15 protein-coding genes are annotated in these 13,560 nt (G+C 70.0%); 5 read left to right on the top strand and 10 right to left on the bottom strand.

Annotated features, from left to right (window positions below; all coding sequences use genetic code 11):
- The first annotated feature begins 23 nt into the window (after window positions 1-23).
- Entirely contained in the window at window positions 24-923 is a 900-nt protein-coding gene (locus tag OG746_RS25010) for an alpha/beta fold hydrolase (protein ID WP_266718077.1), read from the top strand.
- Between the two features lie 107 nt (window positions 924-1,030).
- Here the strand turns inward: OG746_RS25010 and OG746_RS25015 are convergent, their stop codons facing one another.
- From OG746_RS25015 to OG746_RS25025, 3 genes are all read right to left on the bottom strand, one after another.
- On the bottom strand, window positions 1,031-1,456 hold the full coding sequence (locus OG746_RS25015) for a hypothetical protein (RefSeq protein ID WP_266718079.1): 426 nt from the start codon (window positions 1,454-1,456) through the stop codon (window positions 1,031-1,033).
- Window positions 1,453-2,073, bottom strand: a complete 621-nt coding sequence (locus OG746_RS25020) for a hypothetical protein (RefSeq protein ID WP_266718081.1) — start codon at window positions 2,071-2,073, stop codon at window positions 1,453-1,455. The genes OG746_RS25015 and OG746_RS25020 overlap by 4 nt, the downstream gene beginning before the upstream one ends.
- A 125-nt stretch (window positions 2,074-2,198) precedes the next feature.
- Window positions 2,199-2,378 carry a hydrophobic protein gene (locus OG746_RS25025; RefSeq protein WP_266718083.1) on the bottom strand — a complete coding sequence of 60 codons (180 nt, stop codon included), beginning with the start codon at window positions 2,376-2,378 and terminating at the stop codon, window positions 2,199-2,201.
- Window positions 2,379-3,093: 715 nt separating this feature from the next.
- Here OG746_RS25025 and OG746_RS25030 point away from each other — a divergent pair.
- Entirely contained in the window at window positions 3,094-3,372 is a 279-nt protein-coding gene (locus OG746_RS25030) for a hypothetical protein (protein WP_266718085.1), read from the top strand.
- A gap of 83 nt (window positions 3,373-3,455) precedes the next feature.
- Here the strand turns inward: OG746_RS25030 and recA are convergent, their stop codons facing one another.
- From recA to OG746_RS25050, 4 genes are all read right to left on the bottom strand, one after another.
- Entirely contained in the window at window positions 3,456-4,532 is a 1,077-nt protein-coding gene (gene recA / locus OG746_RS25035) for a recombinase RecA (protein WP_266718087.1), read from the bottom strand.
- 202 nt (window positions 4,533-4,734) lie between these two features.
- On the bottom strand, window positions 4,735-5,337 hold the full coding sequence (locus OG746_RS25040) for a hypothetical protein (RefSeq protein WP_266719184.1): 603 nt from the start codon (window positions 5,335-5,337) through the stop codon (window positions 4,735-4,737).
- 80 nt (window positions 5,338-5,417) lie between these two features.
- On the bottom strand, window positions 5,418-6,128 hold the full coding sequence (locus OG746_RS25045) for a hypothetical protein (protein WP_266718089.1): 711 nt from the start codon (window positions 6,126-6,128) through the stop codon (window positions 5,418-5,420).
- Window positions 6,129-6,344: 216 nt separating this feature from the next.
- A complete protein-coding gene (locus tag OG746_RS25050) occupies window positions 6,345-6,767 on the bottom strand; it encodes a LysR substrate-binding domain-containing protein (protein WP_266719186.1) in 423 nt (140 codons plus the stop codon).
- A 223-nt stretch (window positions 6,768-6,990) separates the two neighbouring features.
- Between OG746_RS25050 and OG746_RS25055 the strand changes: the two genes are divergently transcribed.
- Entirely contained in the window at window positions 6,991-7,530 is a 540-nt protein-coding gene (locus OG746_RS25055) for a zinc-binding dehydrogenase (protein WP_266718091.1), read from the top strand.
- A gap of 23 nt (window positions 7,531-7,553) precedes the next feature.
- Here the strand turns inward: OG746_RS25055 and OG746_RS25060 are convergent, their stop codons facing one another.
- The 3 genes from OG746_RS25060 to OG746_RS25070 all read right to left on the bottom strand — a co-directional run bounded on the left by OG746_RS25060 (window position 7,554) and on the right by OG746_RS25070 (window position 10,239).
- Window positions 7,554-8,873, bottom strand: coding sequence for an MATE family efflux transporter (locus OG746_RS25060; protein WP_266718092.1), 1,320 nt, complete (start codon window positions 8,871-8,873; stop codon window positions 7,554-7,556).
- A 153-nt stretch (window positions 8,874-9,026) separates the two neighbouring features.
- Window positions 9,027-9,311, bottom strand: a complete 285-nt coding sequence (locus OG746_RS25065) for a hypothetical protein (RefSeq protein ID WP_266718094.1) — start codon at window positions 9,309-9,311, stop codon at window positions 9,027-9,029.
- Window positions 9,312-9,558: 247 nt separating this feature from the next.
- Window positions 9,559-10,239: an SGNH/GDSL hydrolase family protein gene (locus OG746_RS25070; protein ID WP_266718096.1), complete on the bottom strand. Its 681-nt coding sequence runs from the start codon at window positions 10,237-10,239 to the stop codon at window positions 9,559-9,561.
- A 381-nt stretch (window positions 10,240-10,620) separates the two neighbouring features.
- Here OG746_RS25070 and OG746_RS25075 point away from each other — a divergent pair, with 381 nt between their 5' ends.
- Window positions 10,621-12,192: an MmgE/PrpD family protein gene (locus OG746_RS25075; RefSeq protein ID WP_266718098.1), complete on the top strand. Its 1,572-nt coding sequence runs from the start codon at window positions 10,621-10,623 to the stop codon at window positions 12,190-12,192.
- Window positions 12,193-12,349: 157 nt separating this feature from the next.
- Complete coding sequence (locus OG746_RS25080; protein WP_266718100.1) at window positions 12,350-13,495, top strand: cytochrome P450; 1,146 nt, start codon at window positions 12,350-12,352, stop codon at window positions 13,493-13,495.
- The last annotated feature ends 65 nt before the right edge of the window (window positions 13,496-13,560 follow it).

A 13,560-nucleotide genomic window follows, 5' to 3' on the forward strand; every position in this document is an offset into this window, starting at 1 on the left:
CAAAAATGGGTAGGGTCGCCGGCATGACGACCTTAGGTTCGCTGCAACTGCCTGACGGATTCCTCGACGTCTTCACCAGCCGGCTCGTGGAGGTGAACGGGCTGCGGCTGCACGCGGTCACCGGTGGGGACGGCCCGGCGCTGCTGCTGGTCGGCGGGTGGCCCCAGACCTGGTACGCCTGGCGGGAGGTGATGCCCGCGCTCGCCCGCCGGCACACCGTCGTCGCTGTCGACTCGCGCGGGGCCGGGCTGTCCGACAAGCCCGACGACGGGTACGACGCCGGCACGCTGGCCGCCGATCTGGTCGCGTTGATGGCCGCGCTCGGGCACGACCGGTTCGACGTGGTCGGCCACGACATCGGTACGTGGACCGGATACGCCCTCGCCGCCGATCACCCCGAGCGGGTGGGCCGGCTCGCCATCCTCGAAGCAGTGATCCCCGGCCTCACGCCGTCCCCGCCGTTCTTCGGCCCGGACGCGGCCAACCTGAGGCTCTGGCAGTTCGGCTTCAACCGGCTCACCGGCCTCAACGAGGAACTGGTCCGGGGGCGGGAGCGGCTCTTCTTCGGCTGGCAGTTCGCCACCAAGGCCGCCACGCCGACCGCGATCCCCGCGTACGCCGTCGATGTCTACGTCGACGCGATCGCCGCGGATCCTCGCGCGCTGCGGGCGAGCTTCGCGTACTACCGAGCGCTGGACGAGACGATCGCGCAGAACGAGCAACGCAGCAAGACCCGGCTGACGCTGCCGGTGCTCGCTCTCGGCGGCGCGCTGTGGAGCGGTGCGAATGCCGCCCAGACGATGCGGCTGGCGGCCGGCGACGTCACGGAGGTCGTTCTCGACGACTGCGGCCATTACCCGGCCGAGGAGCAGCCGGCGCGGTTCGTCGAGATCTTGGAGGACTTCCTCGCGGCCAACCGGTAGCAGGCACGCCACACGGCTGAACTTCGCGAACGACAGGCGGGGCTTACGCCGCGGCGCAGGGAGACGGCAGCGCAGACGAACGGGTTCAGCGCTCTGGCCGGCGGGCGCTACATGCGCAGCAATAGCTCGGTGATCTTCCTGTACTGCCGTAGTGCGAGCCGTAGTTCCTCTGTCTGCGCCTCGGTGTCCTGGCCCTGCCAGCCTGCGCGTAGGACGCGGCGCCGCTCCGCGAGGGTTTCGGTCAGGTGCGTGATGGCTTCGGCGAAGACGCTGTCGGCCTCTTCCACCGCCCGGTGCGGGCTGTCCACGAAGGTGTTGAGGCCCTGCCGGAGCCGCATGGCGAGCTCGTCCCGTTGGTCCCGAGGAAGCAGTGCGGGGTCGGGGGTGCCGGGCGTGGTGAGGTCGTCGGCGCTGGTGGGCGGCTCATGGGGTGCGTGAGCCGGTTCGGTTCGGGGCGGTTGCGGGGCGTATCGCTTCGCGGGATCCGGGCTCTTGCTCTGGGGCTGTCGTGCGCGTTCCTGGTCGTACATCATCCTGTGCCACTTCCCTTCGCCTGGCGCCGGCCCTGTGCCCACGGCGCGTGGCCGCGGTCGGGAGATTGCGGACGGCTCCGGGGCGGGTCCGTCGGCTGTTCGGAGACCAGGGCCTCGAAGAGGCTGCGGGCTTCGAGCATGGCTTCGCGTATTTCCTCGGTGCCGGCCCGGCTGCGGGCTGCTGTGTGCATGCTGCGGTAGCCATGGGCACAGTGGGCGTGATGGACGGAGAGCGCAGCCATCTGCTCCTCGAACTGCTCACCGCCAGGGAGGCCCCGCTCCTCGGCCAGGTGCGACAGCAGCGCGTCGGCCTTGGTGGCAGCCGTCTGCGGCGACTCGACGAACTGTGACTGAATTTCCGCCCATTGAGCTTGGTAGCGCTCACGTGCCTCAGGTGCCAGCGGCTTCGCCTTGAGGGGGCCGTATTGCTTCACCCGCTCGGCGAGCTCCCGCTCGGCCGCGGGGACGTAGCCGTCGTGGAGGGCGACGGAGCGGTCGTACTCGGGTCCGAAACGATGCTTCAGGCCGCGTCCGCCGCCGCGGGCTCGGCCGTGCCCGATGAAGACCAGGGCTGCCGCCGCGATGACGAGCACGGCGATGACTACGAAGGTGGACATGGCTGCCTTCTTTGGCTCTTGATCCGTTGACCGCTCTGCTGCATGCCCATCAATCCCTGCCGGTCAGCGTCGGAAGGCGTCTCCCGTCCGCCGATTCGGCGGGCAGGGCGGGGTGTTGGGACGGATCAGACGCGGCTGCGGCCGCGGCCGAACCGGCGTCGGTCACCGCTGCGCCCACGCCCGCGCATCAGGAGGCCGACGAGCCAGACGACCAGAAGTACCACCGCGACGTACCACAGGATCTGCATCATGAAGCCGAACCCAAAGACCACCAGGATCAGCAGAAGGAGAAGGATCCATAACATCGCCGGGCCTCCAGATCGCGGGAGTGGTCCGTGTTTCCGCGGGGTCCGGGCGAAGCGGGGGAGGTGGAATGCGTCGCCCGGTGGATCCGGAGTGGCATGGCCCTACGCCGTGCTGTCAGTCAACGCCTGGCAACTTCCCCTGTCAACGGCTTGTTGAGGCCGGCGGGCCGGGGGAGTGAAGCCGGGGCCGCAGGGGCAATCGGAGGCTCAACGGGAGGTTCCGCAGGTTCGGCCGACGGCAGGACGCGGTCCTCCCACCAGGACAGGCCCATGACGGTGGCGAGCAGGACAAAGGGAGTCACGGCTGGAACGATCAGCGTGTACATCATGCGTACCGCCTGGTCAGATGCGTGCATGCGGCGGGCAGCGCAACGGCGCCCGCTTGGAGCGCATCGAGGCCGTGCCGGGATCACCCGGTGAGTGCGGGCAACGGGAACGGCCACGCTCGTGACGCGGCGGGTTCCGGCAGCGATGCGCACGGTGCGCCCCCAGAGCGAGGGCGCGAGGGCTGTTCGGTGCTGCCGGGGGCTGGGGCGGCACGACGTACGCTAGCCCGCTCCACATTCCCTGACCAGGTGTCAAGTGGCCATCTACGTCGTACGGATACGTGGTGACGGCACGCCGTATCCGCAACCCGCGGGCAGGGCTACGCTGTTGAGTGAGGCCCCGGTCCCCGGCAGCGATGACCCGAATTTCCACGCCCGGGAGGCCCACCATGTTGGTCCTGCTGCTCGTCCTCCTCGTGGTCCTGTTCGGGCTCGGCTTCCTCAACTCTCTGTGGTGGGTGGCCGCGGTCGTTCTGGTCATCGCGTACGTCCACTACGGCCGGGACAGCGACGTGAGTTGGGGCCGTCGGAACGATTCCCGGTACGAGGGCTACGGGGAGTACCGGGACCACCGGGACCGCGAGGACCGCTGGGACCGCCGATACCGGCGCCAGCGCCGAGGCCGCAAACTGCGCCAGGACCGACGGGACCGCGAACGCCGCAGGTGACCTGAGGCCTGCCTGCCCGGACACACCGGATATCGGATCCTGACGCGGTCGTCGAGGCCCCGGCCGGGCCGCGCCCTTGCCTGTCAGGCGGGGTTTCCCGCCGAGGTCCGTGCGGCATCAGGGACCGGGACGGCGCCCGTGCCCTCGGCGACTGCGGCCTTCGCCGGTACCCCGATTCCGAGCTTCTCGAGGATCTTCCTCTCGATCTCGCCGGCGAGATCGGGGTTGTCCTTCAGGAAGTTGCGCGCGTTCTCCTTGCCCTGGCCGAGCTGGTCGCCCTCGTACGTGTACCAGGCGCCGGCCTTGCGGACGAAGCCGTGATCCACACCCATGTCGATCAGGCCGCCCTCGCGGGAGATGCCCTGCCCGTAGAGGATGTCGAACTCGGCCTGCTTGAAGGGCGGCGCGACCTTGTTCTTGACGACCTTGACGCGGGTGCGGTTGCCGACCGCGTCCGTGCCGTCCTTCAGGGTCTCGATACGACGGATGTCGAGCCGCACCGAGGCGTAGAACTTCAGGGCGCGGCCACCGGTCGTGGTCTCGGGCGAGCCGAACATCACGCCGATCTTCTCGCGCAGCTGGTTGATGAAGATGACCGTCGTCCTCGTCTGGCTGAGCGCGCTGGTGATCTTTCGGAGTGCCTGGCTCATCAGACGGGCCTGCAGGCCCATGTGGGAGTCGCCCATCTCGCCCTCGATCTCGGCGCGTGGCACCAGGGCCGCGACGGAGTCGATCACGATCAGGTCGATCGCGCCGGAGCGGATCAGGATGTCGGTGATCTCCAGCGCCTGTTCACCGTTGTCCGGCTGGGACAGGATGAGGTTGTCGGTGTCGACGCCGAGCTTCTTGGCGTACTCCGGGTCCAGAGCGTGCTCGGCGTCGATGAACGCCACCTGGCCGCCGGCCTTCTGAGCGTTGGCCACTGCGTGCAACGTCAGCGTCGTCTTACCGGAGGACTCCGGCCCGTACACCTCCACCACACGGCCACGCGGCAGACCGCCCACACCGAGCGCCACGTCCAGCGCGGTCGATCCGGTAGGGATCACCTCGATGGGCTCATTGGGCCGCTCGCCGAGGCGCATGACCGCACCCCTGCCGTATTTCCGCTCGATCTGTGCGAGCGCGGTGTCCAGCGCCTTTTCGTGGTCGGTTCCCGCCATGAGCTTTCACCCGGTCCGATTGTGTGGCACGCCGCACGTCGGAGGACGTGAGCGCCTACTGCCGACACCGGACGTCTCGGAGATCCCAGTAAACGAACATCCGATCGATTTGTGTGTCCAGTGAAAGGTACCAAACTGTGGGGGAGCGGGACGGGACGCGCGCCGGACCGCTCCGGACGCAGGCCGTGCCCCCGGAAGCGGGTCAGGCTCCGATCCACGCGGCCGTGGTCAGCGCACCCAGGGCCGCACCTGCCACAGTCTGCAACGCCGTGTGATAGCGCAGAGCCACTCGGGACCAGCACACCAACACCGTCACGGCGTACCCCGCCAGCCACCAAGGGCTGTGCACGACGGCGAGCAGGGCGACCACGGCCGATGCGACCGCCGAGTCGACGGAGATCTTCCAGACGGTGTTGACGCTCAACAGGACAACGGTCATCAGCCACAACCCGACCATGGCCCTGATGACGTCCGACGGCGCATGTCCCAGAGTCATCAGGAGCGCGCCGGTCCCGACGGACGCCAGAATCACGAGGAAAATGGGCGCCCGCTTCGTGCGGTCCACCACATGGCGGTCGCCCCATGTTCCGCGTTTCCGTTCGAACTCGATATAGGCGGCGGGCACCACTCCCGCACAGAGCGCGCCGAGAAGTCCCCATGCCATGCCGGCGAGGCCACCCGCGACGGCTCCGATCCCGAGCATGCCGGCCACGAGTACGTTGCGCGGCTGCAGGATGTCGGTCACTGCGCGGGCAACGCTGCTCGTGGACGTGCCGGGGCCCGTCCGGGCAAGGGGCGGATTCACTTGAGTCCTTCGTTCATCGGGCAACAGGAAGCGGTTCGTGGCGGCGGGCACAGGTAGCACCCGGCCGGCGTCCCGTCGGGCTAGCGTCGTATCGTCGCCGCCAGGGAACCCATGGTGAGGCGCGGCGTCTTCCGCGAATCGAGGTCGGGTTGGATCATCCGGTGCCCAACTCCCCACACCAGGGCGCCCAGTGCGAACCCGTACACGACGACCAGTCCGTGTCCGTTCTCCTGGGCGAACCACATCACCAGCCCGAGCACGGGTGCCGCAACAGCGAGCAGCCGGTCCTTGCGGTCCTTGGCGCGCAGCAGTAGACCGGCGGCCAGGGTCGCCGCGAGGAAGTAGGTGGCTCCCGAACTGCCCGCGAAGTTACGGGGATCGGTGCTGCGGCTCGCTTCCATGAACAGCGAGTCGATGTGCTGCGGAAGGAGGATCCCGGCCACGAACAGGCCGATCATCAAGGGCCCGCCCCAGAACCACTGTGCGAGGGCAGCGATCACGGCGAGGGTCGCGATGTTCCAAGCCCCGCCCAGGAAGCCGCCGTTCTGCATGAAGACAGACGTGACCACGCGCCACCAGCCGGACTTGCCCGGATCCGCGTCGAAGGCGTCCATGGCCCCCGCCCAGCAGAGCTGGGTCACCACACCGGCGAGCGCCACCGCGAACACCGCGATGGCGGCCCAGGGCAGGCGCCGCTGCGGGATCGAATCCGGGCCGAGCAGTGCCAGGCCCGCCTTGAACATCAGCACCATGAGCGCTGCCGTGGTCACGTTGAACAGCAGATTACCCATGACTGTCTCCCCCGATGTCCGCATGCATGGTCGAATGCGGAGGTGACGCTACTGGACTTGTGCCAGTCGGCAGGGGTCGGATTCCGCAGCTGAGTCGCTTCTTTGCGAACTCTATGTAATGCCTCGGGTTCAGGCGCCGTCGAGAATCGTTCTCGGCGCCGACCACGGCTCCACGAGGGTCAGTTCATCAGTGGTCTTGAGACGGCACCGCACCCGCTACGGGGCAGCCCTCAGGGCGGCGTCCTGGAGCGCGTCCAGGCCGCGCGCGATGGCGATCTGTTTCCTGCTTCCGGGCCGGACGCAGGCCAGGAGCCGACGGACGGGGGCCGTCGGGCCTGCCAAGGGCACGCGTCGGAGGGGCAGTCCCTGAGGGAGCGGTGCCTGTCGGGGGACGAGACAAATTCCGTGGCCGTGGGCAACAAGGGCGGCCACAGCAGTCCAGTCGATGGCGCTGTGTGTCACTCGCGGGGTGAACCCCGCGGCGGCTGCGGCATGCAGGAGGACCGGGTGTTGGTCCCTGGGGTCCCCGGCCTGGATCCAGGTCTCCTGGGCGGTATCCGGCAGACGTACGGTTTCACGGTCGGCCAGTGCATGGTGGTCGGGCTGCCCGCAGAACGCGCAACGCCTGCAGCCGGGGATCGATCATGTGGCCTGGCGATCCCGGTGGGAGCCGTGGCCGTACTGATGATCAATCTGACGGCCCGGACCTCCTTCCGGGTCGGAGCCGCGGCAGCGATCGGAGCCACGACGGCGGATGCGCTCTACGCGGTGACCGCTGTCGTGGGAGGAGCGGCAGTGGCCACGGTGATCCAGCCGTTCTCCGAGCCCTTGCGGTGGATCGCCTCCTCGTCCTGGCGCGCGGGTGCGGCCCGGCGACGTCGTCGCGGTGGTCGGGGCGGGCCCGGTCGGCGTGCTCGCGGCCGCCTGCGCCCGGCTCGCGGGGGCCGCCGAAGTCGTCCTCGCCGACAGCGACGTCGCGCGGCGCGAAGGCTTCACCGGTGCCGGACGGATCGTCGCCCCGGAACAACTCGCCGACACTGTGGCCGAGTTGACGCGAGGGTGGGGAGCGCATTCCGTGATCGAGGCTGTGGGGTCGCCCACTGCCCTGTCCACCGCTGTCGGGGCCGCGGCTCCCCGGGCCACCGTCGCTGCGGTTGGCGTGCACCATGCCGAAGCCGCCTTCCCCGCGGGCACGGCCTTCGCCCGGGAGCTGACGGTGCGCTTCGTCGTGGGCGACCCGATCGACGTCCGCGAGCCGGTGCTCGCGCTGCTGCGTCACAAGTGGCTGGACCCGGCCGAGTTGATCAGCCACCGGCTGCCGCTGTCCGCGGCCGCCGACGCCTACGACCTGTTCGACCGCCGCGAGGCCTTCAAGATCGTCCTCGCTCCGTCCGAACTCTGACCCCGGCGGGGCCCCGCCGCGACTCAGTCCGTCGTGGCAGCGGCCCGGGCGTTGCCCTCGGCCGACAGTTTTCGAATGTGCCGTACAGCGATGAACGGCACGCTCACCCCGATCAGATTGCAGTACGCCACCGCGGCGTAGAAGCCGTCCGCGCTGCCGGTGGCGTGTGCCGCCGCGCTGCTGACCGCGACGATCAGGCCGAAGTAGATGGTGTTGAGCACGATGGCCCGGAAGCCGCCGCCGGTCTCCTCCATGACGGTCAGTGAAGTGAGGACGGGGCCCTGGACGGCGTAGGTGAGCGCCACGGCGCCCAGGTAGCTGCCGGCGGCCGCGGCCACCCCGGCGTCGCCGCCGATCAGCCGCGCCAGGGGGTCGTGCACCGACCACACCAGCAACGCGATCGCCACGTAGACCATGACGGTGACCTCGATGCCGCCGCGCATCGACGCACGCATGCGCTGCCAATCGCCCGACCCGCGCTGCTGGTTGATGGTGATCGCCGTGGCCGTGCCCAGGACTATTCCCGGCAGCAGTACGACGTTCTGCACGGTGGACGCGACCGTGAACCCGGCCACGGCGTCCGGGCCGTAGTTCCCGAGGACACCGATGACCGCGAGGTTGTACGCGGAGATCACCAGGAGCGACATCGCGATGGGCACGCCGATGCGGCGCAGGTCGGTGAAGACTTCGCGCCGCCACACCAGGGCGGCCTGCGGATGCCACAGCTCGGTGCGGCGCAGCAGCACCAGGCCCATGGCCAGACCGGTCAGACCCGCTGTCGCCTCGGCGATGGGCACCGCCGCGATCCCGATGTCGGTGCCGAGCCCGAGGCCGGCCACGAGGCCGATCCGTACGCCCGCCGTCCAGACGACCAGCAGGGTGGCGTGCCGCATGTACCCGTAGCCGCGCAGGCTGGACGCGCAGAGCTCCGCCCCGATGGTCAGCAGACTGGCGGCACTGGTCCAGCGCAGGAAGGAGACGAACGTGTCCCGCTGCTCGGCGTCGACATGGAAGAGCCCGGTCAGTAGGGGAGCCGCGATCGTGAGAGCCAGGTACAGGACCGCGCCGAGCCCGAGCCAGACCCTGGCCAGGCTGGCGGCGTTCGCCATGACGTCCCGGGGACGCCCCGCCCCCTTGCCGATCGCGGCGGCGACCTGGTTGGAGACCGCGAAGCCCACGGTCACGGCGAGGACGACGAGGCTGACAGGCTGATACAGGGAGCGAACGTAAACGGCGTCGCCCCCCATACGCCCCAGGATGGCGACGATGCCGAGCTGGACGGCGAAATTGAGGGACTCGGCCACGAACAGCGGGACGGCGAGGCCCGAGATGGTGCGCCACACGCCCCTTCTTTCCTGCGTGGCCAGGGAAAACATACGGACCTCCGGGGGTGCGACGGCTGGGCGTGAAGGAGCGGGAAGGAGCGAGAAGGGAGGGGGAGAAGTCGCGGGACGCTATCGACATTCACCGATGAATGACCATAGGTAGCGCCCGGTTCAGGCCGCTGCCGTGTCGAGCCGGCACACGCTCAGATACCCCAGGCGAGGGTCGTAGTCGGCGAGGACGACCTTCCGGTCCGACGTCCGCGGGGTTCTCGCGCAGTGCTCCGACAGCGTGGCCCACAGCCCGGTGCACGGCAGTCCGGCGGGGACGGGCAGGACCTCCGCGCCGACACCGGCCTTCGCCCAGTACGGGGCGAAGGCCGGCCGGCAGATCGCGGTGACGTCCCCCGCCTCCTCCGCCTCGGCCCGCAGCAGGTTGACGATGTCGGACGTCGACACCCCGGGGTGCTGACGGATCCTGGGGGGAGCCGCACACCGAAAACGTTCGTGCCGTCGGGGTGTGCGCTCCGACTGTTTCGAAGCGTCCGCGACGGCATCAATGTCTCCGGCTGTACCTTCAGCACCGCAGCCGCGCTCGTCGCCGCGCTCATCCGGGCCGGCGGCGAACACGCTGTGGGCGGCGGTGGTCAAGCAGCCCAATGGGCGGGTCGTCGTCCAGCAGGACTCCGCCGCCCGGCAACAGGGCTCAGGCGTTGCCCAGGCGGGTGCCCAGGGCGCGGATGATCTCGGTGCCGAGGACGGCCTGGCCTCGGGCGTTGAGGTGGATGCCGTCGGTGCTCCAGATCGACTCGTCGCGCTCGGTCGGGTGGCTGTGCAGGTCGACGTGGACGGCGTCCAGGCGCTGCGACACCGATCGGATCCTCCGCGACAGGACGGCCAGGCGCTCACGGGCCACGTCCCGGTATCGCTCGTCGAAGTGCGGGTTGCCGATGATGTCGAAGAAGCCGGCGGTCACCAGCGTGCCGGCGGTACGCAACGGGGTGAAGAGGGCTTCGAGTTCGCCCTCCGCGGCATCAGGGTCGAAGGTTTTGCGCAGGCCGTCGTTCCCCCCGCACAGCGCGATCACCAGGTCGGGTCCGAAAGCCAGCGCGGACTTCAGCTGAGTCTCGCGTACCTGCGCGGTCACCAGTTCACGCCGACCCAGGTTGAGGTGTTCCAGTTCCGGCCGCACTTCGCGGAGAGCGGCGATCACCAGGCTCGACCAGGGGCCGGTGCGGTAGCCGGGGCGCGACTCGCTGACGCCCCGGGCGACGCTGTCTCCGACGATCACCAGCCGGGACCACGGGGCGCCCCGGAGCAGTGCCGCTCCCTCGGCCGATGACACCACATGCGGGTCGTTCCTCTCCGTCACCTGGATCGTTTCCACGTCCCCATCCCCTCCTGAGCCCGGTGCCCTGGTCGTCGTCGACGACGACGTCATCGACGGTGGCATCCGGTGTCCGTGTCCGCTGGCGGAAAAGCGCCATCACGCGGTGCCGTGTCCCAGGCAGTGTCGGTCTCGCCGGCAGGAGTGGGCCTGAGCTGTCCGTGTCAGCGGAATTTCAGGGCGCTACCACCCGGGGCCTGAACGATGAGACAGCACTCCGTCGCACCGCCGGTGCGTTCCCAGCTCTCGGAAGGAGCGAGGTGTGTACAAAACGGCCGGGACAGACCGACACAGCTTCCTGAGTCACGACGACGTCGACACGGTCGCCTGCTACCTCACCCGCACGACACATCCGCGGCGCGGCCTGTCCTGGAGCCGGTCGTGACCGCGACGGGCACGCCGGGCACAACCGACCTCGGCCAGGGCCCCGGCCAGGCGCCCGGCGTACCCTCCCTCACCCGGCAGCTCGCCGAGTGGTCCGCCGGCCTGCGCCACGCGGATCTGCCCGGGCGGATCGAGGAGTACGCCACCAGCCAGGTCATGTCGCATCTCGCGGTGCTGCGGGCAAGCCTGGCGCACCCCCTGGGGCACAAGCTGGTACGGGCCTTCGGTACCCCGCTCATGGCCGACCCCTGCCAGGCGGCGCAGGTCATGGCCGCGCTGTCCTCGTGCCTCTACTACGAGGACAGCATGTACGCGGGCCATGTCACCCACGCCTCCGTCGGCGTCCCGCTGGCCTTCCGGCGGGTGCAACGGCTCAACGGGCGGACCCTGCTCACGGCGGTCGTCGCCGCGAACGAGTGCGCCGCCCGGGTCACCGCCGCCTGCGCGTTGGGTCCGCTGCGGGGGCAGGGGACCTCGTACACCCAGCTCGTAGGTGCCGTGGCGGCCCGCCTGCACGGCGCCCGGGCCCCGGCCGGGATGTGGACCAACGCCTGGGGCCTGGCCCTCGCGATGCCGCCATGGCCGCTGCGCAGAGCGCTGCTCGGCAGTGAGGCGAAGGTTCTCTCGGCGGCGACGCCGGTGCGGACCGCGCTGGATGCCTGCGACGCGGCGGCCGCGGGGCTGCGGGGCGCGGAGGACATCCTGGAGCACCCTGGCGGCCTGCTCGCCAAGTTCTCGGACGTGCCGTCGCCGGAGGCGGTCACGGCCGGACTCGGCACGCGCTGGCACACCGAGACGCTCACCTTCAAGCTCAATCCGGCGGGGGCGTACGTGGACGCGGCCGTCGACTGCGCCTCCCAGCTGCACGCCCGGCTCTCCCGGGAAGACCTCCACGACATCGAGGAGATCGTGGTCTCGGCGGCCCGGCTGACCATCGCCATGGACCAGGACGGAGCCCCGTATGTGGACCGCGACCGGTCGGCGATCATGGCGCTCAACGTCTCCGTCGCCTACAACGTGGCAACCGCCCTCACCACCGGCGCCGTCGTACCGGCGGACCTCGCGGAGCCGGCGACCGCGGACCGTCTGCGCTGGTCCCTCGCGGACCGGGTGCGGCTGGAGTACGACCCCGGGCTGAGCCGCGAAGTGCTCCGCGGGACCGCCCCGTTGGGCGAGGCGCTGCGGCAGGCGGGAGAGAACGGCAGACGGTGGCTCGTGGCGGTCATGGGGGAGGGCATCACGGCCACCGCCGACATCGCGGGACCGCCGAGCACCACCTTCCAGAAGGCCGACAAGGCGGTGGGCGCCCGGCTGCGGATCACCCTGCGCGACGGCCGGGTGCTCACCGCCTCGTGCGGGCGGCCGAAAGGGGCGGCCGGCCCCGAGACGAGGCACGTCCACCGTGAACTGGTCCGGTCCAAGCTCGCGTCGTCCGGAACCTCCACCGAGGTGATCAATGGCCTGGACCGGCTCGCCTCGCTGACCGCACGCCAGGTCGACGCGCTAGTGACCAGAACACTGTCCGAACCGCTGCCCACAGCCGAAGCCAATCCGGCCTCGATCCGCTGAGCGCCAGAGCGCCAGAGCGCCAGAGCTCCAGAACGCCAGAAGGGGGAATCGCACGATGTGCGACCACGCGCCTAACGACGATTACGTACCTGACGACCACACAACTTCCCGCCCCATACCCAGGTTCGCCTATCCCACGAAGCGGACCGACCCCCTCGTGCCGCCCGACGCATACTTACAGGCGCTGCGCGAGGAGCCGGTGTGCCCGATCACCCTTGCGACCGGCGACCCCGCCTGGTTCGTGGCCCGCCATCAGGACGTACGGACCGCGCTGTCGGACCCTCGGTTCAGCAGGGAGGCGCTGTTCCGCCCCGGCGCCGCCCGCGCGCAGGTGGTCGAGCCCGACCCGGACAGCATGATCACCATGGATCCCCCGCGGCACACCCGGATCCGCAAACTCGCCAACCGGGCCTTCAGCCCGCAGCGCGTGCGGCGGATGCGGCCGTACGTGGAGGAGGTCACCGCGGAGCTGCTCGACGCCATGGAGGCCGGCCCGCCCGCGGGCGACCTCCTCGAGTTGTACGCCCGCCCGCTCGCGCTGCGCGTCATCTGCCGCATCCTCGGCGTCCCGTTCGAGGACTACGACAAGTTCGGGGCCTGGTGCGACCGGTTCATGTCGCTCACCAAGTACCCGCCCGAGGAGATCCAGCGGGCCAACGACGACATGCGGGCCTACTTCGCCCGGCTGATCGGCCACCGGCGCGAGGAACCCGGCGACGATCTGATCAGCGCCCTGGTGCACATCCTCGACGAGGAGGGCGAGCCGTCCGAGCAAGAGATCGTCAGCCTTGGCGCGCTGCTGCTGCTCGCGGGGCATGACACCACGGTGACCGTGTTCTGCGCCGGGACGGCGACCCTGCTCGGCAATCCCGACCAACTCGCGCTGCTGCGCGCGGATCCCGCGCTCTACCCGCACGCCGTGGAAGAGCTGGCGCGGCTCAACGTCCCCGGCGGCGGGACCGCCATCCGGATCACGACGAGCGACGTGAAGCTGGGCGGCACGGTCATCCCCGAGGGCTCGGCGGTGCTCGCCTCGGTCGGCGTCGCCAGCCGGGACCCCGAGGTCTACCCGGAGCCCGACCGCTGCATCATCGAGCGCGAGAAGCGCACCCAGATGGCCTTCGGGCAGGGCCCGCACTTCTGCATCGGCGCAGGTCTCGCCCGCCTCGAACTCTCCGTCGGCCTGCGCGCCCTGTTCGAGCGGTTCCCGCGGCTGCGGCTGGCGGTGCCGGCCCAGCAGCTGCGCTGGAAGGACTTCGCGCTCCTCGGGGGTGTGGAAGAAATGCCCGTGGCCTGGGATTGATCACGCGATGACCGCGCCCCCGGACGCGCACCCGTCCCCGTCCCCGTCCCCATCCTCGTCCCCGT

The organism is Streptomyces sp. NBC_01016 (assembly GCF_026341035.1).
Taxonomy (GTDB): Bacteria; Actinomycetota; Actinomycetes; order Streptomycetales; family Streptomycetaceae; genus Streptomyces.